This window comes from Ruminococcus sp. D54t1_190329_F1, assembly GCF_015551645.1.
In the GTDB taxonomy this organism is placed as follows: domain Bacteria; phylum Bacillota; class Clostridia; order Lachnospirales; family Lachnospiraceae; genus Blautia_A; species Blautia_A faecis.
This window is the reverse complement of the sequence record NZ_JADNDC010000040.1, coordinates 13,643-36,539: the sequence shown is the minus strand read 5'-3', so window position 1 is coordinate 36,539 and position 22,897 is coordinate 13,643. Positions and strand designations below refer to the sequence as shown.

The 22,897-nt window shown below is 42.8% G+C and carries 17 protein-coding genes; 15 read left to right on the top strand and 2 right to left on the bottom strand.

Annotation, left to right across the window (positions count from 1 at the left end; all coding sequences use genetic code 11):
• The 6 genes from I2D69_RS16145 to I2D69_RS16120 form a co-directional block, all read left to right on the top strand.
• Positions 1–717, top strand: a 717-nt coding sequence (locus I2D69_RS16145; protein ID WP_195380233.1) for a PD-(D/E)XK nuclease domain-containing protein, incomplete at its 5' end; no start/stop codon positions are given.
• 230 nt (positions 718–947) lie between these two features.
• On the top strand, positions 948–2,045 hold the full coding sequence (locus I2D69_RS16140) for a GntR family transcriptional regulator (RefSeq protein ID WP_173718833.1): 1,098 nt from the start codon (positions 948–950) through the stop codon (positions 2,043–2,045).
• 186 nt (positions 2,046–2,231) lie between these two features.
• Positions 2,232–3,218, top strand: coding sequence for a sugar ABC transporter substrate-binding protein (locus I2D69_RS16135; protein WP_173719259.1), 987 nt, complete (start codon positions 2,232–2,234; stop codon positions 3,216–3,218).
• A gap of 29 nt (positions 3,219–3,247) precedes the next feature.
• The gene (locus tag I2D69_RS16130) at positions 3,248–4,771 is read left to right on the top strand and encodes a sugar ABC transporter ATP-binding protein (RefSeq protein ID WP_173719260.1); all 1,524 of its coding nucleotides are present in this window, start codon (positions 3,248–3,250) and stop codon (positions 4,769–4,771) included.
• Positions 4,764–5,708, top strand: a complete 945-nt coding sequence (locus tag I2D69_RS16125) for an ABC transporter permease (protein WP_173719261.1) — start codon at positions 4,764–4,766, stop codon at positions 5,706–5,708. Before I2D69_RS16130 ends, I2D69_RS16125 begins: the two co-directional genes overlap by 8 nt.
• Positions 5,709–5,748: 40 nt before the next feature.
• Positions 5,749–7,185, top strand: coding sequence for an alpha-L-fucosidase (locus I2D69_RS16120; RefSeq protein ID WP_173719262.1), 1,437 nt, complete (start codon positions 5,749–5,751; stop codon positions 7,183–7,185).
• A gap of 220 nt (positions 7,186–7,405) precedes the next feature.
• Here the strand turns inward: I2D69_RS16120 and I2D69_RS16115 are convergent, their stop codons facing one another.
• Positions 7,406–8,836, bottom strand: coding sequence for a hypothetical protein (locus I2D69_RS16115; RefSeq protein WP_173719263.1), 1,431 nt, complete (start codon positions 8,834–8,836; stop codon positions 7,406–7,408).
• A 195-nt stretch (positions 8,837–9,031) separates the two neighbouring features.
• On the opposite strand from I2D69_RS16115, the gene I2D69_RS16110 reads away from it, so the two are divergent.
• The 6 genes from I2D69_RS16110 (at position 9,032) to I2D69_RS16090 (ending at position 15,597) form a co-directional block, all read left to right on the top strand.
• The gene (locus tag I2D69_RS16110; protein ID WP_173719264.1) at positions 9,032–10,111 is read left to right on the top strand and encodes a glycosyltransferase family 2 protein; all 1,080 of its coding nucleotides are present in this window, start codon (positions 9,032–9,034) and stop codon (positions 10,109–10,111) included.
• A gap of 75 nt (positions 10,112–10,186) precedes the next feature.
• A complete protein-coding gene (locus tag I2D69_RS21230) occupies positions 10,187–10,912 on the top strand; it encodes a collagen-like protein (protein WP_148463480.1) in 726 nt (241 codons plus the stop codon).
• 28 nt (positions 10,913–10,940) lie between these two features.
• Complete coding sequence (locus I2D69_RS21225; protein ID WP_334285861.1) at positions 10,941–11,015, top strand: DUF6783 domain-containing protein; 75 nt, start codon at positions 10,941–10,943, stop codon at positions 11,013–11,015.
• Between the two features lie 224 nt (positions 11,016–11,239).
• Positions 11,240–12,577: an ATP-binding protein gene (locus I2D69_RS16100; protein ID WP_148463479.1), complete on the top strand. Its 1,338-nt coding sequence runs from the start codon at positions 11,240–11,242 to the stop codon at positions 12,575–12,577.
• 523 nt (positions 12,578–13,100) lie between these two features.
• The gene (gene aroE / locus I2D69_RS16095; protein ID WP_148463478.1) at positions 13,101–13,949 is read left to right on the top strand and encodes a shikimate dehydrogenase; all 849 of its coding nucleotides are present in this window, start codon (positions 13,101–13,103) and stop codon (positions 13,947–13,949) included.
• Between the two features lie 70 nt (positions 13,950–14,019).
• Positions 14,020–15,597 (top strand): hypothetical protein, encoded by a 1,578-nt coding sequence (locus I2D69_RS16090; RefSeq protein WP_195380232.1) that lies wholly within the window; start codon positions 14,020–14,022, stop codon positions 15,595–15,597.
• A gap of 160 nt (positions 15,598–15,757) precedes the next feature.
• Here the strand turns inward: I2D69_RS16090 and I2D69_RS16085 are convergent, their stop codons facing one another.
• On the bottom strand, positions 15,758–17,236 hold the full coding sequence (locus I2D69_RS16085) for a DUF1846 domain-containing protein (RefSeq protein WP_195380231.1): 1,479 nt from the start codon (positions 17,234–17,236) through the stop codon (positions 15,758–15,760).
• Positions 17,237–17,650: 414 nt separating this feature from the next.
• Here I2D69_RS16085 and ftsH point away from each other — a divergent pair, with 414 nt between their 5' ends.
• The 3 genes from ftsH (at position 17,651) to hprK (ending at position 22,817) form a co-directional block, all read left to right on the top strand.
• On the top strand, positions 17,651–19,693 hold the full coding sequence (gene ftsH, locus I2D69_RS16080) for an ATP-dependent zinc metalloprotease FtsH (protein ID WP_187566449.1): 2,043 nt from the start codon (positions 17,651–17,653) through the stop codon (positions 19,691–19,693).
• Positions 19,694–19,759: 66 nt separating this feature from the next.
• Positions 19,760–21,625, top strand: a complete 1,866-nt coding sequence (gene uvrC / locus I2D69_RS16075) for an excinuclease ABC subunit UvrC (protein ID WP_148463474.1) — start codon at positions 19,760–19,762, stop codon at positions 21,623–21,625.
• 259 nt (positions 21,626–21,884) lie between these two features.
• On the top strand, positions 21,885–22,817 hold the full coding sequence (gene hprK, locus I2D69_RS16070; RefSeq protein ID WP_118583906.1) for an HPr(Ser) kinase/phosphatase: 933 nt from the start codon (positions 21,885–21,887) through the stop codon (positions 22,815–22,817).
• Positions 22,818–22,897 lie beyond the last annotated feature (80 nt).

The window sequence follows — 22,897 nt, the reverse complement described above, 5'->3', positions numbered from 1 at the left end:
GAAAATCAGGTGATTTCTGAATTCAGGTGGGTCAAAATTAAACGTAAAAGTGGGTCAATTTTACTTGACAATCAACATTTTCAAAATGATACGGAAGATATTAAAAGTAAAGATGATGTATTGACTTATATGATCCATTTAGGATACCTTGGTTATAATGAGATCAGGAAGACTGCTTTTGTACCAAATGAGGAGATACGGCAGGAGTTGACGACTGCTGTTGAGAGTAAAAAGTGGAATGAAATGCTGATATTGCAGCTGAATTCGGAAAATCTGCTGGATGCTACATTGGATATGGATGGTGTGGCGGTTGCAGAAGAGATTGAAAAAATCCATAACGAGCATGTGTCAGTAATTCAGTATAATAATGAGAATTCCTTGAGCAGTGTGCTTACAATTGCCTACTTAAGCGCAATGCAATACTATTTTAAGCCAATCCGTGAATTTTCTACAGGACGGGGATTTGCTGACTTTGTATTTATCCCAAAGCCAGAGTACAAAAATGATTATCCGGCATTGCTTGTGGAATTGAAGTGGAACCAGAATGCGCAGACTGCATTAACACAAATTAAGACTAAAAAGTATCCTTCTTCGATACTGAATTACACAGGCGATATTCTTCTTGTTGGAATCAATTATGATAAAAAAAGTAAGGAACACCAGTGCTTGATTGAGAAGTATGTGAAGGGTGAAAATAGAGGAACAGGCGTTGTATGATGCATATGTGGAAAGCAAATGTCCGTTGGATGAAATCATTGACTTGATTCAGAATGCTGATGAATGGATATAAGCTGGATTTAGTTGTAAAATTTCTGGAAGTTCACATGTAAGTTTTTGAAAATGTGAATTTCCAGAAAAAGTTCACATTTTATAATTGACTTTTTCAAAATGTAGTGTATAATTAAACTTGTAATAACAAGTAATTATAACCAAGCCGGGGTTAGAAAATGTCAGAGAATATTTCAAAATATGAAATAATTAAAAATAAAATTGAAGAACAGATCAGCCAGGGAATTTATAAGGAGAATGATAAGATCCCTAGTGAGAATGAATTGTGCCGGGCTTTTGCCAGCAGTAGAATTACAGTACGTAAGGCTTTGGATGAGCTGGTTACTACTGGAGTGCTGTACAGACAGCAAGGTATAGGCACTTTTGTAAAGCCAAAAACAGTCGAGGCATCCGCAGACGTAGATAAGGTTTTACTTATATTACCTAATTATCCGGAACTGTTCGCTGCTGGAATTGTTTCTGACATGCTATCTGGCATACAGAAATCTCTCAGGGAAACACAGTACACGCTGGTAACACTGATGGAACCAAGAAATGAAGCGGATATTGAGAAATTCCTGCAAAGCATAAAGACAATACGACCAAATGGAATCATATACAGCTTTTATTACGGAGATTCAATGATCGTAGATGAATTAAAGAAACTTGAGGTTCCTATTGTTTTTCTTGATGCAGAACCGAAGGATAATGAATTTGATATTGTTACAGGTGAGGATTTTGAGAGTGCATATCGTGTTACTCAACTTGCAATCATGAGTGGAATGAAGAATGTGGGATTCTATTCATCCTGGAATCAGGACTTTTCTACATGCTCTGCCAGGAAGAATGGTATAAAGAAAGCCTTGGAGGATTCAAGAATTCCTATCCGTGAGGGACAGCTTTTACTTAGAAATACAGAATCTGAATTTCATGAAAGTGTAACAAAATATGACATCGTTACAGATATAAAGGAATATCTGCAGAAAAATGACTATCTGGATGTTCTGATCGTAATGAATGATACTGTTGCATTTGCAGCATATAAGGCTGCCAGTGAACTGAGAAAGGATATACCAGATGATCTGAAATTGATCAGTTACGGAAACTACAACTGGAGCAGCTTTCCGACAATTGGTCTTACCACATTCGAACAGCACTTTTTCAAATATGGAAAAGAAGCTGTGAAATTATTATTGAAGCGTATGAGTGGAACTTCTTCCATGATACAGCAAAGAAGAATTATCAAGTACGACCTGCAACGCAGGAAATCATTCTAGGACAAAGATGGCATAATAGGAGTTATGCCATTTTTAAAAAACTAACTTGTCATATCAAGTAATGTCGTGACAAGGAAAAATAAAATACATGTATTGAAAAGGAGGGTAGAATTTACATATTGGGGTAAAAGTAAAACAGTATTGTGTAGCATATAAACTTAAGAAAAATGTTTAGGAGGAAAAGAAATGAAAAAAATTACATCTATCGTATTGAGCGTATCTATGGCGGCAGGAGCATTAGGAATGAATACAGCAGTTGTTCATGCAGAAGAAAGTGCAAAAAAGGTAGCTTATATTTCGGCTGCTAATCAGTTTGATTTCTTTGTATACATTGGTGCAGAAATCAAGAAAGTGGGAGAAGAAAACGGTGTACAGGTTGATATGTTTGATGCTGCTCTGGATGTAAGCAAAGAAGCTGATCTTATGAGTCAGGCAATTTTGCAGAAATATGATGCAATTATTGTAGGACCTGTAGACACACAGGCACTGATACCGTCAATTAAAGAAGCAAATGAAGCTGGAATACCTGTAATTAACTATGACTCTTTCATTGAAGGTGCAGAAGTTTATGCCCGCGTTGGAAGTGGAAATAAAGATATGGGTAAAACTGCCGGCGAATATGCTGCTGATATGCTGAAAGAAAAATATGGAGAAGTAAAAGGTAATGTAATTGTACTTAGTTATCCGGCTCTGGAAACAATGAATCAGAGAAATGAAGGCTTCATTGAAGCTTTGAAAGAGTATCCGGATGTAACAATTAAAGAAGAGACGGTAGAAGAGTGTACAGCTGAAGGTGGTCAGAAATTAACAGATAACCTTCTGATCGCAAACCCGGAAGGCACTCTGGATATTATCTATGGCAGTAACGCTGGTGTTGCACTTGGAGCACTTGCTTCTGTAAGCTCTGCAGGCAGAGAGGATATTGCTTTAGTTGGAATCGATAACGAAGAAGGTCAGTTAAACGCACTGAAGGATGGCCGCTATTATAAGGCAACTGTTGCGCAGGATTCCTATTCAATCGGAGAAGAAGCTATGAATGCTGCCCTCTCCGCAATTGATGGAAAAAAGACTGGTGATGTAGTAGTACCTGGAATCCTTGTAACAGCAGACAACGTTGAGGAATATCTGACAGATGATCAGGCGAAGAAAGACGAATTAGAAGAGTACAAATAATACTTACGTGAAAGAAAGGTTTGAGGTATATGGACAAAACAATTATCAGATTGGACAATATTGCAAAATCTTTCGGAAATGTGCGAGTAATACATCATATCAGCTTTTCTATCGAAGCTGGTAAGGTATATGCTCTTGCCGGTGAAAATGGTGCCGGCAAGAGCACTCTTTGCAATATTATATCTGGAAGTCTTAAACCTGATGAAGGCACTATTTCTTACGGTGATAAAGAATATAGCAGTTTTACCATTCAGCAGGCAAAAGAAATTGGAATTAAAATGGTTCATCAGGAGCTGCAGATTCTTCCATTAATGAATGTAGAAGAAAATATTTTTATTGGAGAAGAAAGCTCCAGACGCGGTTTTGTAAATAAAAAAGAAATGCGGAAGAGAAGCCTGGAATTGCTGGAAATGGTTGGATTAAATGCACAACCAGAGACAAAGGTTGCAGAGATTGAAATTGCAGGCAGACAGCTCCTTGAGATAGCACGGGCAATCAATCACAATGCCAGGATCATTATTCTGGACGAGCCTACTTCATCTTTGTCTCAGGCCGAAATCCGTAAGTTTTTTACAATTATAAAAAAATTGAAAGAGCAGGGCGTATCCTTTATTTTTATATCCCATCGTTTGGAAGAGGTCTTTGAACTTGCTGATAAGATCATAGTTCTGAAAGATGGAGAAAAAGTTGCGGAACTGAACACAGAAGAAACAAATGAAAAAGAAGTAATCCGTTTGATGGTGGGAAGAGAATATTCGGATTTTTACCAGAGGGAACGAAAGTGTCATGGCGATGTGTGTCTGGAATTGAAAGATATTTCCGGAGTAAAAGAGGGAATGCTGAACAATGCATATATCCCCCAGCACGTGTCGCTTAAAGTAGAAGAAGGCGAAGTATTAGGGATTGCTGGCCTGGTTGGAGCTGGAAGAACAGAGCTTGTTCGAATGATATTTGGAGAAATGCCAATTGGAAGCGGAGAAATTTTTGTTCAGGGGGAAAAAGTACAGATAAAAAGTAGTCGTGATGCTATAAAATTGGGAATGGCATGGGTAACAGAAGACAGAAAGCAGGAAGGCTTGATTCTGGAGGATACTTTAGTTAGAAATCTGAGTTTGCCAACAGTACATAAGCATAGAAAAGCTGGAATTATTGATGATAATTTTTTGACAAAAATGTCGGAGAAATATATTCAAAAGCTAAAAGTAAAGACCACAGGCGGGCTGCAGAAGGCAAAGAATCTATCTGGAGGAAATCAACAGAAGATAGTTCTCGGAAAGTGGTTATCCACAAATCCTAAAATTTTAATTCTTGATGAACCGACCAGAGGAATTGATGTAGGTGCAAAAGCTGAGATCTATAAGCTGATCAATGAGCTTACTGCGCAGGGAATGGCAATTGTTCTGATCTCGTCAGAGCTTCCAGAAGTAATGGGTATGAGTGACCGGCTTTTAATAATGTATGAAGGCAGAGTGACCGGACAATTATTAAAGGAAGAATATACGGAAGAACGAGTTATGGAGTACGCGACAGGAAGGAAGGTTCACAATGAATGACAAAAAACTCATGATAAAGTCAAAGGGAATTTTAAATCAGATTGGCTTATTGGGTGTGATTGCAGTATTATGTATTATTTTTACATGCTTGAATAGCACTTTTATTGCAGCAGCCAATTTGATGAATATTGTAAGGCAGTCCGCTGTTATGATCATCGTGGCAATGGGAGTTACCTTTGTTATGATTTCAGGTGAGCTGGATCTTTCAATCGGCGGGGTTGCCTGTTTAACCGGTATGGTTGTATCAAAATTGCTGACAACAGGTGTTTCCATTCCGGTGGCAATTCTTATTGGTCTTTTACTTGGAGCCTTATTGGGATTATTTAATGGAATATTGACTACAAAATTCAATTTACCATCTATGATCGTTACACTGGCAACTATGAATCTGGCAAATGGAAGTGCAAGCCTGATCACTGGAGGAACAGCTATATACAATTTGCCTCAGGAATTTGAATTCTTAGGACGTGGCTTTATCTTCGGTATACCGGCCCAGGTCGTTTTTATGGTGATACTGGTAATTATCTGCGGTATTGTATTATCAAAAACCTTGATCGGAAGATATGCACTTGCTATTGGAGGAAATGCTGATGTAGCGAAGCTGGCAGGAATTTCTGTTATTAAATACAAGCTTCTGTATTTTGTATTCTGCAGCTTATGCGCAAGCTTTGCCGGAATGATCCTGACCAGCCGGCTGGCAACAGGTCAGCCGAATCTGGCGTCAAATATGATGATGGATACGTTAACTGCAGTTGTGCTTGGAGGAACTGCAATGTCAGGAGGAGAGGGAAGTATTGCAGGAAGCGTTATGGGAGCACTTCTTCTTACCATTATTTCCAATGGTCTTACCATAAATGGTGTTAATTCTTTCTGGCAGATGATTATTTCAGCATTGATCCTGATCGCAACAATTATTGCGAGACGTAAAAAGGATTAATATATCGAACGAAAACTGAGAAGAAAGGAAGGTATTTATTATGAAGTTTGAACCAACTGCTGAATCTATTTCTAAACACGAGGTACCACAGTGGTATAATGACGCAAAATTTGGTATATTTATTCACTGGTCACTTTTTTCTGTTCCCGCATGGGCACCAGTAGAAGGAAAAAATCTGGCAGAGCTGTCAGAGTCCGATGATGGATTTGGAAATTCTATGAGAAATTCACCCTATGCGGAGTGGTATCTGAATACATCAAGAATTGAGGGAACACCTACAAATCTTCATCATAAAGAAGTATATGGCGAAAATTATAATTATTTTGATTTCCAGGGAAAATTTGAAGAAGCAAATAAGACAATGAGTGCAGATGAATGGGCTGACTTCTTTAAAGAAGCAGGTGCAAAGTATGTAGTACTTGTTACCAAACATCATGATGGATATTGTCTGTGGCCAAGTGAATATAAAAACCCCAAGATGCCAGAGTATCAGTCAAAACGTGATCTGGTTGGAGAAATTACAGATGCAGTACGTGCAAGAGGCATGAAGATGGGCCTGTATTATTCCGGTATTTTCGACTGGACATTTAAGGATTACCCAATTGATGGTATGGAAAACTGGGTAAATCACCATGTGGTAACAGATGAATATGCTGAGTATTCCTGGAATCAGACAGAAGAACTTATCCATAAATATAAACCGTCTATTCTCTGGAATGATATTGGATTTCCGGCACAGTGTGATTTGAATGAGTTGTATGCGGATTATTATAATACAGTTCCCGAGGGTGTAATTAATGACCGTTGGCGTCAGTATAGCGTACATTCTGATGAAGAGAAGAAGCGCCTGGTTGAAAAACTGAATAAACAGCTGGCTGAGGGTGGAATAAGTGGTATTTTAGTTCCAGAGGGATTCTGTGATTATACTTCTCCGGAGTATGCAAATGAGATGAAGCTTCAGAAGAAAAAATGGGAGCTGACCCGTGGAATGGGAATGTCTTTTGGATACAATCAGAACGAAGATCCTAAGTATATGCTGAAAGCCAAAGAGATTATTTATATGCTGGTTGATGCAGTGAGCAAAAATGGTAACTTACTTCTTAATGTAGGTCCGAGAGCTGACGGAAGCATTCAGGAGGAACAGAAAAAGCCTCTGCTGGAAACTGGAAAATGGCTGAAGATTAATGGAGAGGCTATTTACGAAACAACCTACTGGGAAAAACAGGAAGCAGAAACTGAGAAGGGACAGCAGGTTCGTTTCACAAAGAAAGGAAATCAGTTGTATGCCGTGATCCTGGATGAAGAGCTTGACGCTTCTGTAGTAATCAAGGATCTGGAGATCCCTTCGGGAGCAACTGTTACATTACTGGGAGAAGCTGGTGAATTATCCTGGGAGCAGAAGGGAGAAAATCTGTCAGTAAAGATCCCGGAAAATATCCAGAAACAGTATGCGTATACATTGAAAATCAGTTGTTGATGGATTTTTTGACCCTGTGAAGAGCATGATAGATCTTTTCAAAATTGAATAAATTTCTTTACAGAAGAAGTGCTTGCCGTTTGTCTGTGCAGCTCATTAATTGCTGCATGGACAAGCGGCATTTTGTTGTGACACGGTTAAAAATCATATACAAGTTACGATACTTAAAAGGGCAGGTGTGGATGTTCTCCACAACCTGCCCTTTCGTGAGGGGAATGTATCAGAAACCTGTAAGTCGGAATACCATTAATTCGCTTGCAGAGTCGTCGTCACGGTCCTGTGTCATAAGAACCATCACAGAACCATCCTCTGCAACTTTCATATCTTCAATCCAGGGGTATCTGGTTCCAAACATATCGTAGCAGTCTACTTCGGCGAGGAGAGTTCCGTCCTTTGACCAGAAGTAGAATTCTCGCATATTTCCATCTGCTGCAATATAGCCATTCGCTGTCTCAGCTATTCCCGTGAGACTTCCGAAATAAGCAGGATCCTCGTGCTGGTCACCGCCAAGAAGCAGCTGCTGGTTGCCCTCCAGATCATAAACTGCTATTTTCGATGGGGTGTCATCTCCTGCAAGACGTCCGTATACCATAATATGATCATTGCTGATCTCAACCAGGCTGACAAATTTAAAAATACCGGTTCGTGCCTCGTCATCATTCATGGAGGTTAAGATCCAGGGCTCTGTAAGCACGCTGCCGTCCTGGAAGGTTACTTTTTCCGTATCATAGCCAAGGTAGCTGGTAATGCCCCAGGCACCGGATGGGTGTACAGACAGGTAACCGCTTGTGCCGGTCTCCAATATGGTCTGCCCGTCTTTCATAACGATTCCTTTTCCACCGTTACGGGAAATATAAAGTTTTCCGTCCGTGTCTGTAAAAAGATCCATTCCCTGCTCGTCCATTGTATCAGAAGAAAGAAGATTCAGGGTGCTTCCAGTATATTCGTAAGTTTCCAGAGTATTATTCAGCTGATGATACATCCGGTCTCCAGATATTGCAAACTGGTGACGCATGATCTCAAATCCGTTCTGGGAAACACTAAATGGAATATACTCCGGAGTGACGGTATAATCTCCAACAGCTATACTCTGCGGAGCCGGTGTGAATGGAGTTCCATCCCATGGGTAAGGTGCTTCTACATTGCCGGTGTCCTCTAATTTCAGTTCCAGATTGTTAAAAACGTTTCTGACAGAATCATTTTCTTCTCCGGAAATGATAACTTTGTAGGTCACACCGGATGGCTCGTGACGATAAATGTAGTAAATTCTGTCAAAATTGTCTGTGGTTCGTATATAATCCACATCGCCAATGGTTGTTTTTTCAATAGTGCCGTCTGCATAGTCATGAAGATCGATATCGGAGGTCTGCAGATATTTGCGGAAAGAGTAGCTTGATTCTTCATTTGCTTTAATGGTGAAATCATTTTGTGAGTTGTCCTTGTCAGCACCTTCGAATACGCTGACGGAGCAGGTGTATTCATAATCGCTGATATCATTCGGATCATAGCTCCAGTCATCCGGAAGGTTAAGCTTGAACAGGGTTACGTCAATGGTGTTGTCACTTTCTCCATGAACGGTGAGAGCGCTACTGGCAGTCAGAAGCACAAGTCCGGTCACAAGAGGTAGTATTTTCCATATTTTTTTTCTCATATTCAGCACCTCTTTTCTATGTGGAATGTTTTGTATTTTTATTTTCCCAGATTTTGGAGACTTTGTCACTGACACAAATGACAGGTAATCCGTAAGGAAAGCGTTATTGCTGGAAAAAATGCGGATATCCGGAAGCGGCAAATGGGAATAGAAGTAATTTGTCCTGCATAGGCTATTGAAAAAAGGATATTTGGAATGATATCAATTGGCCTGTGTATGATCGTAAAAAATGAGGAGGCGGTACTTCGCAGAATCCTCACGCCGATGAGCAAGCTTGTGGACAAAATCTATATTTGCGATACCGGATCGGTGGATAAAACGAAGGAGATTGCCAGGGAGTTTACCGATGAGGTTTATGATTTTTTGTGGAAAGATGATTTCTCTGCTGCCCGCAATTTTATTACGGAAAAAGCAGATACGGATTATTGGATGTGGCTGGATGCAGATGACGTCATTACGCCGGAAAATCAAGAGAAGCTGCTCAGGTTGAAAGAGAGCATGGATTCAGATACGGATGTGGTTATGATGGATTATGCAGTGGGATTTGATGAATGGGAGCATGTTACGTTTTCTTATTACAGAGAGCGTATTATGAAGACTTCCCGGAATTTCAGATGGCAGGGGCGCGTCCACGAAACGGTTGTTCCTGCGGGGAATATTTTATATTCGGATGTGGTGATTGAGCATCGAAAAATAAAGGCTGGAGAGTCTTTTCGCAATCTGCATATATATGAGCAGATGATTGATGCCGGTGAAAAAATGGAACCGAGACATTTCTTTTATTATGGGCGGGAGCTTTTTTATCATAAGCAATATGAGTATGCAATTTTAATTTTAAAAAAATTTCTGGAAGAACCAGATGGCTGGATAGAGGATAAACTGAACAGCTGTCTGGTTCTTTCCTGCTGTTATCAGGCAATGGGAGAGAATGCAGCTGCTTTTGATATACTTTTTTACAGCTTTACGATGGATGTTCCGAGAGCGGAGATCTGTTGTGAGATAGGAAGATTGTTTATGGAAAAAAGGGAGTATGTGACGGCAGCATACTGGTATCAGCAGGCTCTTCTTGCGCCACGGAAAAAGAAAAACGGCGGTTTTTATATTGCAGACAGTCATGATTTTATACCTGCGATACAGATGTGTGTATGTCTGGATAAAGCGGGAAGGCACAGGGAGGCGTTTGAATTTCATAAAAAGGCAAGAGTATTGAAGCCTCTGCATCAGGCAGTTATTGGAAATGAGAAGTATTTCTGGGATGTTTGGGGTATGGAGTGAGAGGGAAAATTCACCTGTATTGTTAGTATTTCATATATTGATAGTGAATATCTAAGCTGTTATGGGAGAATGTGTATGTTTTTTGATCGTCATAATCAGAAAAATTCTTCTGAAAAGGAAGCTTCTGGTGATATCACCTGTACATCCTGTTTTGGAAACAATAATCGCTGCGGCTGCGATTGCAGTTGTTCGGGACAGGGAGCCACAGGGCCTCGTGGTGCAACCGGTCCTATGGGACCTATTGGTCCAAGAGGGTGTCCCGGTGTGACTGGTCCTATGGGACCAAGAGGATGCCAGGGAGCAGTAGGCCCTGCAGGTCCTATGGGCCCGCAGGGAGAGCCTGGTATGCCAGGCGTTATGGGGCCTGCCGGAGAAGCCGGCCCAGCCGGAGCGACAGGCTCAACCGGCCCAACCGGCCCCACCGGAGCGACAGGCTCAACCGGCCCAACCGGCCCCGCCGGAGCGACAGGCTCAACCGGCCCAACCGGCCCAGCCGGAGCGACAGGCTCAACCGGTCCAGCCGGAGCAACAGGCCCAACCGGTCCAGCCGGAGCAACTGGCCCCGCCGGTCCCGCTGGAGAAGCAGGTCCAACCGGTCCAGCCGGAGCAACAGGCCCAACCGGTCCAGCCGGAGCGACAGGCCCAACCGGTCCTGTCGGAGCAGACGGCCCGATTGGTCCTACTGGCCCAGCGCCAACTCCGGCAGCGGCAGTAGCAGATGCTACTGGTACAGAGGATGCTGTGACACAGCTAAATACACTTCTGGCAAATCTTCGCGCTGCCGGAATTCTGCAATCTTAGCACATGTTTGAAAAAGGCTTTCTGCAAGATGTGCGTCATAATTTGTGGGAGATTTCGCCCAGATGAGGGCGCAGTAGCGGCTACAGCAACCGAATTCGGGTGAAATATACCGCAATGAGGGCAAGGACTGGAAATGGAGCAATCCATTTCCAGTCCTTTCTCATATAAAAGTGTGATTGCTAAGCATTAAAATTAAATAATTTTGTGTTTTCGGTTGTAATTTCATGAATTTCGCATATAATAAAAGTGTGATTATTAAGCACAAAACTCTAATAAAAATGTGATTATCAAGCATAAAACTCCAATAAAAATGTGACGGGTGATTCTATGGAACGATTTATCTTAAAAAAGTTGCTGGCTTGGAAGAATTCTCCCTACCGCAAGCCTTTAATATTGAAGGGCGTACGTCAGGTAGGAAAGACTTGGATTCTGAAAGAGTTCGGCAGACGTTATTATGAAAATACAGCTTACTTTAACTTCGACGAAAATGAAGAATATAAGCAATTTTTTGAAACAACCAAGGATGTGGACCGGATTCTACAAAACCTTATGCTGGCAAGCGGTCAAAAAATTGTGCCTGAAAAAACCCTTATCATCTTTGATGAGGTGCAGGACTGCCCTAAGGTCATTAACTCTATGAAGTATTTTTGCGAGAACGCACCGCAGTATCACGTTGCCTGCGCCGGTTCTCTGTTAGGTATTGCTCTGGCGAAACCCTCTTCTTTTCCGGTCGGTAAGGTCAACTTTATGCAGATTGACCCGATGACCTTTAATGAATTCCTGCTTGCCAACGGTGATGAAAACCTGGCACAGTATCTGGAACAGGTGGACACCCTTGAACCCATCCCTGACGCCTTCTTTAATCCGCTGTATGAGAAGCTGAAAATGTACTATGTCACCGGTGGTATGCCGGAGTCGGTATTGATGTGGACGGAGGCACGGGATGTTTCTGCTATGCAGGAAGCATTATCCGGAATCCTCGGAGCCTATGAGCGTGATTTTGCCAAACATCCTAATCTCAGCGAGTTCCCGAAAATCTCAATGATCTGGAAATCCATTCCGTCTCAACTGGCAAGAGAGAACAAGAAGTTCATCTATAAAGTGGTCAAGGAAGGTGCACGAGCCCGTGAGTACGAGAATGCCTTACAATGGCTGGTGGATGCCCGTTTAGTGCATAAAATTTATCGCAGCTCAGCTCCTGGCCTGCCGATTGCAGCTTACGATGACTTGTCGGCTTTCAAAATTTATCTGGTGGATGTGGGACTGCTTCGCCGTCTGGCACAGTTGGCCCCCACTGCTTTTGGCGAAGGCAACCGCCTTTTTACTGAATTCAAAGGCGCATTAACCGAAAACTTTGTGTTGCAGACTTTAATTACTCAGTTTGAAGTCATGCCTCGTTATTGGAGCCAGAACAACCCACCTTACGAAGTGGATTTCCTCATTCAGCGGGAGAACGACATCTTTCCCGTGGAGGTCAAATCCGAAGCAAACACAACCAGCAAGAGTATGAAGAAGTTCAAGGAACTGTTCCCTGATAAGGTCAAGCTACGCATCCGTTTCTCACTGGATAATCTGAAACTGGACAATGATGTGTTGAATATTCCGTTATTCATGGCAGATCAGGCGGATAGACTGATCGGATTGGCATTGGGGAGTGAACCATAACCCTTGAGACGCTGGCAATATTGCTGCCCACAAAATTATTGAGACTCTAAAGCTTTCATGGTATCATTATAAAAACAGGAAATAGTAATACTATGAAATCTATTTTTATATAGGAGCATGTGCGAAGGGGGAAAAGTTATGAATCTGGTTAATCGTACTTTTCAGTTACAATGTGTTTTTAGGGAAAATAAATACATGAAAAAACTTTTATACACAATTGTTTTATTAATAGCCGTTCTCATAATTCCCGCCTAGCCGGCACACGCCCAGAGCCATTGGTATACCAAGGATCCCATTATCCGGCAACGTAGTAACAATTCCAAAAGGACGGGTAACTTCCAAAGTAGTGAAATATTTTAAGAAATACAAGATCAAAGTATATACCCATACTGTGAATTACCGGGGACAATGGGAGAAATACAGGGCTATGGGAGTGAGCGGTATTTATTCGGATGCATTGTGAAAGTGAGTTTGGATTCGATTTTAAGGATGATTTTGAAAAAAGAGAAAGGGGCATTCAAATATGAAAAACTATCGTGCAGAATTAACAGGCGTTTTTGGTGATCCAGTGGATGATAATCCTACTGGTGTAGTTGAGGAGGCTGCGTTTGCAGCGAAAAATTTGAATTATCGTTATCTGACCATTAAAGTGCTTCCAGAGGATCTTGGAAAGGCAATGGACAGTGTGAAAATCTTTGGCATGAAGGGAATCAATCTTACCATGCCTCACAAGATCAAGGTTCTCCCTTATCTGGATGAACTGAGTCCGGCAGCAGAGATTATCGGAGCAGTGAATACGGTTATCCAGAAAGAGGGAAAACTATTCGGTGAGAATACGGATGGAAAAGGGTTTGTAACCGCGTTGAAGAATTCTGGTGAGACTCTGGATAAGAAAAATGTGACTATTCTTGGCGCTGGCGGAGCAGCCAGGGCGATAGCTGTTGAATGTGCATTAAATGGGGCTGCCCATATCAATATTATCAATCGAAGCATTGAAAAAGGTGAGGAACTGGCATCTCTTATTCAGATGAAAACAGATAGCAGTGCAAAGTATCTTAACTGGAAAAACAATATGGCAATTCCATCTGATACAGATATTTTAATCAATGCCACTTCAATCGGGTTTTCTCCAAATGTGACAGACAAGCCAGACATTGATTATACTACCATCACACCGGAAATGTGTGTATGCGATGTCATATTTAATCCTGCGGAAACAATTTTCCTAAAGTCTGCAGCAGAAAATGGTGCAAAAACTATCACCGGTCTTGGAATGCTGGTACAGCAGGCCGCACTGAATTTCACCCTCTGGACAGGTGTGGAAGCGCCGGTAGATGTGATGGAGGATGCGCTGAAGAAGGAGTTTGAGTAAGGAAGATAGGCTTTTTCTGAAAAGAAAGATGTCAGATTGAATCTTTTTAAACAAAAAGGATGTGAGACCTTTGAAAATAAATTATGAAACTGTCCACTTCAATTATGCAGACAGAATAGGCAATCTGATCGCGGAAGCAGTCGGCGTAGTAAAGGGAGAGAAACATTTTCCAGTTTACAGTGGAAATCAGATTTTTAAGCCGTTGAGTAAATCCAAGCCATTTTCTACGCCTTTGTTCGCTTATGCGGAAGTGTTCTGGTCGAATGTGATAAATGAATATTTTGTATCGGCGCCTTTATATCAGCTGGCTTTTTGCCATGGTTATGAAGAAGAGACACAGAAATACTATGATTATGGGACTGTGGTTCCAAGGATTTATAATAAAGATGAGCAGCTTTTGAATCTTCTGGAATTCTTTCGGAAGTATCCGGATAAAAAGGTAGATATAGATCAGTATGAGAATTACTGTATGATGTTTTATGACTATACGGATATTCTGGAGGCTTCCTATTTCCAGAATCATAAAGATATGGCAGAGCAGCTTGCCATGCAGATCCTGGTTTCTGTGCTGAAAGGCGATCAGAATTATCACTATGAGAATATTGCGTTCGTTTGTAATAAAAAAGGAGAAATTCTGAGGCTGGCTCCGATGATCGACCATGAATTTTCCACTTACTTTATGTTTCCGGACAATTCTGCGCAGCATATGTACTGGTATAGTGAGTTGATCCGTTCCATGGAAGGACATGAAGTTCAGGATTATGAATATGACTGTCTGAAGAATCCAAAAGAACGGCAGATGATGGAAAAAAGTGCAGTATGTCTGCATAAGAATCTTGTGTATATAAAAGAGCATTACCCGGAAGTTACCGGGAAGTTTTTAGAGAAACTGAATTGCCTGAAGCATGATCTGGAAGAGAATCCATCTCCATTTTATCTGCAGGAAAATATTGAATATCCGGGAACTGCCAATTCTTATGCTTATATGTCCGGGAAAGCCAGATACAAGGATCATGATGAGGAAAAGGCAAAGCTTCTGGAAGAGAAATATAGTTCCAGGGAAAAGAAAATAGATTTCCATGTATTGAGTGTTCAGAGTGTGCAGGAAATCAAAGGAATTATAAGGCTGTTGAAAGTAATGCTGGAGAAAGAGAACGGCAATTGGGATAAAGTAAAGGAACAAAATGATGAGTACAAAGCCGAAACTGGATTTACAGATAGAATAATAAAAGCATATGACAAGTTGGAATTGACAGATGAGCAGCAGATAGTTCTTGATGCTCTTAGACAGAACTGTGTGGAAGAGACTCTTTGGTCAGCAATTGCAGCCTTCCAAAACTACCCATTTCGCACAGCCTCTGGTCTCCCATACCAGTACAAGCTGAAAATCGGCAAAGACGGAACCTACAACAAAGAGCTTCTCATCGACCGCCGGGAAAACAGCAAAACCTTATCCTGGAGCAGCATAAAAATGGCATTCCAAAATTGCCGGCAGATATCCGGCATCGTGAAACGCCCCAAGGCATTAGGGGATATTAGAGGGATTTCTTATATTTACCCATTGTTCTGGAAATTTGGACTGATCGAAGTGCCTGAAGAGACTGCGAAGAAGATGAGCGGGGAATGTGATACCGCAGAAGAACGGTGATTTTTCAAACTCGCTCTAAAAATAATTGAAGTAAAAATGAAAAAATACTTGAAGTTTGGAGAAAGTAGGAAAGAAAAAGCTCTGACAAATGATAATTTTTTTAATAATCATTTGTCAGAGCTTTATATTACGCAGCAACAAAATCTATGCCTGCTTATCCCTACAGCTTCTTCCCCTGCTCGAATTTCGGCTCACAGGTCAGCTCCACGCCCAGTTTACGGAAGGAAAGTACATCCACAGAAGACAGCATAACAGAAGTATGTGCCTGGCAGCCTTTCAGCTTTGGAAACTGCTCCAGGGCAAGACGTGCTTCTGGATTCGTAGCAGCACTGATGGAAAGGGCAATCATGGTCTCATCCATATGAAGACGCGGATTCTTACTTCCAAGATAATCTGTTTTCAGCTCCTGAATAGGGTGAATAGCATCCGGGGAGATCACATGCTTCTGGTAATCAATTCCTGCAAGCTCTTTCAACACATTCAGAAGAAGGGCAGAGGATGCACCAAGCAGATCAGAGGTCTTACCTGTGATAATCCTTCCGTCCTCCAGCTCCATGGCAGCAGCCGGAGCACCAGTTTCTTTCTCTCTTTCCAGGGCAGCAGGAACAACCTTGCGGTCCTCCAGTGTGGCATGTGCCTGCTTCAGAAGAAGCTCGATCTTGTAAACCTCCTCCTCTGTGCCGGTACCGGACATAAGCGCATCCATACTCTTGTAATATCTGCGGATGATCTCCTGACGGGAAGCCTCCTGGCAAACCTCATCATCTACAATACAGTTTCCAGCCATATTAACTCCCATATCTGTAGGAGATTTGTATGGGCACTCGCCCATGATTTTCTCAAACATAGCCTGTACAACAGGGAAAATCTCTACGTCACGGTTATAGTTGACAGTAGTCTGACCATAAGCTTCCAGATGGAATGGGTCAATCATGTTGACATCATTCAGATCAGCGGTAGCAGCCTCATAAGCCAGGTTTACCGGGTGCTTCAGCGGGATATTCCAGATCGGGAAAGTCTCGAATTTGGCATAGCCTGCGCTGATTCCTCTCTTGTATTCATGATAAAGCTGGGAAAGACAGGTAGCCATTTTTCCGCTTCCAGGTCCTGGTGCCGTGATAACAACCAGTGGGCGGGTGGTTTCAATATAGTCATTCTTGCCGTATCCCTCGTCACTTACGATCAGGGAAGTATTGCTTGGATAACCTGGAATATTATAAAGGACATAAACCTTGATTCCAAGCTTCTCCAGACGCTTCTTGAATGCATCTGCGCTGTCCTGTCCGGAGTAACGTGTGATGCAGACACTTCCTACATAAAGCCCTCTGCTTGTAAACTCGTTCATCAGACGGAGTACGTCCTCATCATATGTGATGCCAAGGTCACCGCGAATCTTATTCTTCTCAATATCAGGCGCACCGATTACGATTACGATCTCTGCCTGGTCGGAAAGCTGCATCAGCATGCGCAGCTTGCTGTCTGGCTCAAATCCTGGAAGAACACGGGAAGCGTGGTAGTCATCAAATAACTTGCCTCCAAATTCCAGATAAAGTTTGTTGTCAAATTTGCTGATTCTCTCACGAATGTGCTCGGACTGCATTTTCAGATATTTGTCATTATCGAACCCAATTTTTTTCATTCTGTCTTTCCTCCCTCTTTCTCTGGGCTGTTCTTTGCTATGTTCACAAAACACCTTGCGGAATATTTGCGGCACATAGTAATCTTTTAGTTCCTCATCCATTATGTTGTTTCTTACTGTAAAGTTACAGGTAAAAAGGATACAGCAGATGCGTTCTGCACCTGCCTTAAAAAATTGTTCCTGGACTGTATTAGAAAAATCATTCCTGCAAATTGTACGCACATCCTGCAGAAAGCCTTTTTCAAACACGCTCTAGTATACTACAGTTTGCGCCGTAAAAAAAGTATCTATTTTTTTTCTGATGTGAATTTTTTTGACCTTTTTTTCTCAAAAATTCAGAGGGTTTTCACAATATCCAGGTTGATTTATCTGCGTTTTATCTTTATAATAGAAAAGATAGTAAGGAGGAATGAAATGGATAATAATCTGGATAACAATCAAGGCGGACGCCGCCCTGATAAAGGGGATCCAAGAAGAGATCAAGATCCCAACCGCAATAAGAAAAATCATCAGTCCATTCTGGCTTTTCTGATATGTCTTTTGGTTACTCTGGTGTGTTTCAGCCTGTTTACCAATATGCTGCAGGATAATTCCAGTGAGATTACGTATGATAAGTTTATTGATATGGTGAATAACGATGAAGTGAAATCCGTTACACTTCAGTCTGATAACCTGACCATCGTGCCGAAGAAGCAGGTGAATCCTTATCAGGAGATCAGTTATTACACCAATCTGACAGAAGATGAGACTGCTCTTACCAAACGTCTGGAAGGAACCGGTATTATTTTTAAATCTGAGCCGCCGGATGCTTTCGGAGAATTTATGGCAATGATGCTTAGCGTACTTTTACCGTCTGTGCTTCTGTTTGTGCTTCTTATGTTCTTCATGCGCCGCATAAACAAAGGCGGCGGTGGTATGATGGGCGTTGGGAAAAGCCGCGCCAAGGCGTATGTACAGAAAGAGACCGGAATCACATTTAAGGATGTTGCCGGACAGGATGAGGCCAAGGAATCCTTGCAGGAGGTTGTGGAATTTCTTCACAATCCAGGCAAATACGTGGAAATTGGTGCCAAACTGCCGAAGGGTGCCCTGCTTGTAGGACCTCCGGGTACAGGTAAAACCCTTCTTGCCAAGGCAGTTGCAGGGGAGGCACATGTACCGTTCTTTTCCCTTTCCGGATCAGAATTTGTGGAGATGTTCGTTGGCGTAGGTGCTTCCCGTGTCCGTGATCTTTTTGAGGAAGCCAAGAAGAATGCACCGTGTATCGTATTTATTGATGAGATTGATGCCATTGGAAAGAGCCGTGATTCCCATTACGGCGGAGGTAATGACGAGCGTGAGCAGACTTTGAATCAGCTGCTTGCTGAGATGGATGGTTTTGATACTTCAAAGGGACTTCTGATCCTGGCAGCTACCAACCGTCCGGAGGTACTGGATCCGGCACTTCTTCGTCCGGGGCGTTTTGACCGCCGTGTTATCGTTGACCGTCCGGACCTGAAAGGACGTATTGATATCCTGAAGGTTCATGCGAAGAATGTAAGGCTTGACGATACCGTTGATTTCGAGGCAATTGCCCTTGCCACATCCGGTGCCGTTGGTTCTGATCTTGCCAATATGGTTAATGAGGCCGCTATCCTAGCTGTTAAGAATGGCCGTCACGCAGTTTCCCAGAAGGATCTTCTGGAGTCTGTTGAGGTGGTTCTTGTTGGAAAAGAGAAGAAAGACCGTATTTTAAGTGCCCAGGAGCGCCGTATCGTATCCTATCATGAGGTAGGACATGCACTGGTAAGTGCCCTTCAGAAGGATTCCGAGCCGGTACAGAAGATCACCATTGTACCTCGTACTATGGGCGCACTTGGTTACGTTATGCAGGTTCCGGAAGAAGAGAAATATCTGAATACCCAGAAAGAACTGGAAGCTATGCTGGTCGGATATCTTGGCGGACGTGCTGCTGAGGAGATCGTTTTTGACAGCGTGACAACTGGTGCTTCCAATGATATTGAGCAGGCCACCAAGGTTGCACGTGCTATGATCACCCAGTATGGTATGTCCAAGAAGTTTGGTCTGATGGGTCTTGCAACTCAGGAGAATCAGTATCTGAATGGTCGTGCAGTGCTTAATTGCGGTGACAATACAGCTACCGAAGTTGACCATGAGGTTATGGAGCTGCTTCGTGTTTCTTATGAGGAGGCGAAGCGCCTGATCAGCAGTCACAGAAAGGCTTTGGACAAGATCGCTGCTTATCTGATCCGCAAGGAGACCATTACCGGTAAGGAATTTATGATCATTTTCCGCGCAGTGGAGAAGGGAATGGAAGTTTCAGATGTGTTGGATGCAGAAGGGCTGAAGGCGCTGGATGAGGCTGTGAAAGCAGAGGATAAAACGGATGAGGCAAATGCGGACACAGAGACAGCGGAATCTGCTATTGCCGTTCCTGTAATTGAACAATACAGATAATATAGGATAAAACATCAGAACCGGGAGACATGTTTTCCCGGTTCTTTTCAACAAAGGAGAGTTTTTATGTTCCTGATTGAAGAAGAGTTAAAAAAGCTGCCCGGTAAGCCTGGTGTCTACATTATGCATGGGGAAAAGGATGAGATCATTTATGTGGGAAAGGCGGTCAGTCTGAAGAACCGTGTTCGTCAGTATTTCCAGAGCAGCCGAAACAAAGGTGCAAAGATTGAGCAGATGGTCACTCACATTACCAGATTTGAGTATATTGTCACCGATTCTGAATTGGAGGCGCTGGTACTGGAGTGCAACCTGATCAAGGAGCACCGTCCGAAATACAACACCATGTTGAAGGATGATAAGACATATCCATTCATTAAAGTGACGGTAAACGAGCCCTATCCCAGAGTCCTTTTTTCCCGCACCATGAAAAAGGACAAGGCGAAATATTTCGGACCCTATACCAGCTCCACAGCTGTGAAAGACGTGATCGAGCTGGTCCGCAAGATTTATATGGTGCGCTCCTGCAACCGTAATCTGCCCCGTGACTGCGGCAAAGACCGTCCATGTCTGTATTATCATATGAAGCAGTGCACGGCCCCCTGCCAGGGAAATGTAAGTGAGGAAGCGTATAAGCAGAACATTGGACAGGTACTTCATTTCCTCAATGGAAATTACAAGGAGACCATCGATCAACTGACTGAAAAAATGATGGCTGCTTCAGAGGAGATGCGTTTTGAGGATGCTGCAGGATATCGTGATTTAATTAACAGTATCAGGCGGATCGGAGAGCGACAGAAGATTACTACCTATGGGGAAGAGGACAGGGATATTATTGCAGTTGCCATGGATGAAAGTGAAGATCTCCGGGAGCAGGATGCAGTTGTGCAGGTGTTTTTTATGCGTGGAGGCAGGCTGATCGGCAGAGATCACTTTTTTCTCCGTGTGGCAAGAGGCGATACCAAAGCACAGGTTTTGTCAAGCTTTCTGAAGCAGTTTTATGCAGGAACGCCTTTTATTCCGGCGGAAATCATGATGCAAACAGAGATAGAGGATGGGGAAATTATTGAAGACTGGCTGACTGCAAGGCGTAAACAGCGTGTTCACATTCGTGTACCGAAAAAGGGAACAAAGGAGAAGCTGGTGGAGCTTGCCAAGGAAAACGCCTGGATGGTTCTTTCCAAAGACAGAGAACGGATCAAGCGTGAAGAAGGACGTACGATCGGCGCTGTGAAGGAGATTGAGGACTGGCTGGGGCTTAAGGATATTGTGCGTATGGAGGCCTACGATATATCCAATATCAGTGGGTTTGAGTCCGTTGGTTCCATGGTGGTTTACGAAAAGGGCAAGCCGAAGCGCAGCGATTACCGAAAATTCAAGATCAAATGGGTGCAGGGACCTAACGATTACGCCAGCATGGAAGAGGTGCTTACAAGGCGTTTTACCCATGAATCCAAGGGCGAATACGACAGCTTTTCCATTCTTCCGGATCTGATCCTTATGGATGGCGGACGTGGCCAGGTAAACATTGCACGGAAGGTTCTTGGAGAGCTTGGAATTGATATTCCGGTATGTGGTATGGTAAAGGATGACAACCACCGAACCAGAGGGGTGTATTTCAATAATGTTGAAATTCCCATTGATACTTCTGGTGAGGGTTTCCATCTGGTAACCAGGATCCAGGATGAGGCTCACCGTTTTGCCATTGAGTATCACCGCTCCCTTAGAAGCAAAGAACAGGTACATTCCGTTCTGGATGATATTCCGGGAATTGGCGAGACCAGGCGAAAGGCTCTTATGAGAAGATTCCGGTCTGTTGAGAATATCAGGGATGCTTCTGTGGAAGAATTAAGTCAGACAGAGTCTATGAATGTACAGAGCGCGGAGGCTGTCTATCAGTTTTTTCATAGAGCGCCAAATCATACGAATGCATGATTTCTGTGCATCGCGAAGCGTGTTACTGTGAATAGAGCGAACAGTAACAGTTTTAACAAGATTCGACATTGAAGTTACAGAAAAAATTGTGTATAATACAGATAAGTGTGGATTTTTGGCAATGTATATAATTTCTATGTGCAGTGCAAAGAAACCTGCACAGACTGCATAACAGTTTTCACCTATTATGAGGAATCTTGTAACTGCAGGGAACTGCTTATGCGGGAAGGACTTCATTAGAGAAAAAGGAGATAAAAGCATGAAGGGTGTACAGCTTACCAAGCTGGCGCAGGAACTGAATCTGACCAACCTGACGCCTGATATTGACCTTACAGAGATTTATGTGAAGACAGCAGAAATAAATCGTCCGGCTTTGCAGCTTACAGGATATCTGGAGCATTTTGCAAACGAGCGTGTTCAGATCATCGGATATGTAGAGTATACTTATCTGATGCAGTTAAGCGATGAGGAGCGCACATTCAAGTACGAGCGTTTTATCTCCAGCAAGATCCCATGTGTCATCTTCAGCACTATGACAAGACCGTCACAGGATATGATCGATCTTGCATACAAATATAATGTACCTACATTTGTGACAGAGAGAACTACGTCCAGTCTGATGGCAGAGATCATCCGTTGGCTTGGCGTCCAGCTGGCTCCCTGTATTTCCATTCACGGTGTGCTTGTGGATGTTTATGGCGAGGGTGTCCTGATCACAGGCGAGAGCGGTATTGGTAAGAGCGAGGCAGCCCTTGAGCTGATCAAGCGTGGTCACCGTCTTGTCAGTGATGACGTTGTTGAGCTTCGCAAGGTGAGCGATGTTACTTTAGTTGGTTCCGCACCGGATATCACACGTCACTTTATTGAGCTTCGTGGTATTGGTATTATTGATGTGAAGACCCTGTTTGGTGTTGAGAGTGTTAAGGATACCCAGTCTGTCGATCTTGTTATCAAGCTGGAAGAGTGGGACCGTGACAAGGAGTACGACCGTCTGGGACTTCATGAGGAGTATACGGAGTATCTTGGAAACAAGATCGTATGCCATTCCCTTCCGATTCGTCCAGGACGTAATCTGGCTGTTATTGTTGAGTCTGCAGCCGTTAACCACAGACAGAAGAAGATGGGCTACAATGCAGCTGAGGAGCTGTACAAGCGTGTTCAGGCGAATATTGCCAAAAAAAGAGAAGAATAAAAATCAGAGTGTGCAGATTGCGGGAATACTTTTTTAATAGGCTTTAAGGCACAGTAATGCATAGAACAGTAATGCATAGA

Coding starts and splice junctions, on each gene's coding strand:
- I2D69_RS16140 (WP_173718833.1), top strand. CDS start 948: ATGTCAGAGAATATTTCAAAATATGAAATAATTAAAAATAAAATTGAA.
- I2D69_RS16135 (WP_173719259.1), top strand. CDS start 2,232: ATGAAAAAAATTACATCTATCGTATTGAGCGTATCTATGGCGGCAGGA.
- I2D69_RS16130 (WP_173719260.1), top strand. CDS start 3,248: ATGGACAAAACAATTATCAGATTGGACAATATTGCAAAATCTTTCGGA.
- I2D69_RS16125 (WP_173719261.1), top strand. CDS start 4,764: ATGAATGACAAAAAACTCATGATAAAGTCAAAGGGAATTTTAAATCAG.
- I2D69_RS16120 (WP_173719262.1), top strand. CDS start 5,749: ATGAAGTTTGAACCAACTGCTGAATCTATTTCTAAACACGAGGTACCA.
- I2D69_RS16115 (WP_173719263.1), bottom strand. CDS start 8,836: ATGAGAAAAAAAATATGGAAAATACTACCTCTTGTGACCGGACTTGTG.
- I2D69_RS16110 (WP_173719264.1), top strand. CDS start 9,032: ATGATATCAATTGGCCTGTGTATGATCGTAAAAAATGAGGAGGCGGTA.
- I2D69_RS21230 (WP_148463480.1), top strand. CDS start 10,187: ATGTTTTTTGATCGTCATAATCAGAAAAATTCTTCTGAAAAGGAAGCT.
- I2D69_RS16100 (WP_148463479.1), top strand. CDS start 11,240: ATGGAACGATTTATCTTAAAAAAGTTGCTGGCTTGGAAGAATTCTCCC.
- aroE (WP_148463478.1), top strand. CDS start 13,101: ATGAAAAACTATCGTGCAGAATTAACAGGCGTTTTTGGTGATCCAGTG.
- I2D69_RS16085 (WP_195380231.1), bottom strand. CDS start 17,236: ATGAAAAAAATTGGGTTCGATAATGACAAATATCTGAAAATGCAGTCC.
- ftsH (WP_187566449.1), top strand. CDS start 17,651: ATGGATAATAATCTGGATAACAATCAAGGCGGACGCCGCCCTGATAAA.
- uvrC (WP_148463474.1), top strand. CDS start 19,760: ATGTTCCTGATTGAAGAAGAGTTAAAAAAGCTGCCCGGTAAGCCTGGT.
- hprK (WP_118583906.1), top strand. CDS start 21,885: ATGAAGGGTGTACAGCTTACCAAGCTGGCGCAGGAACTGAATCTGACC.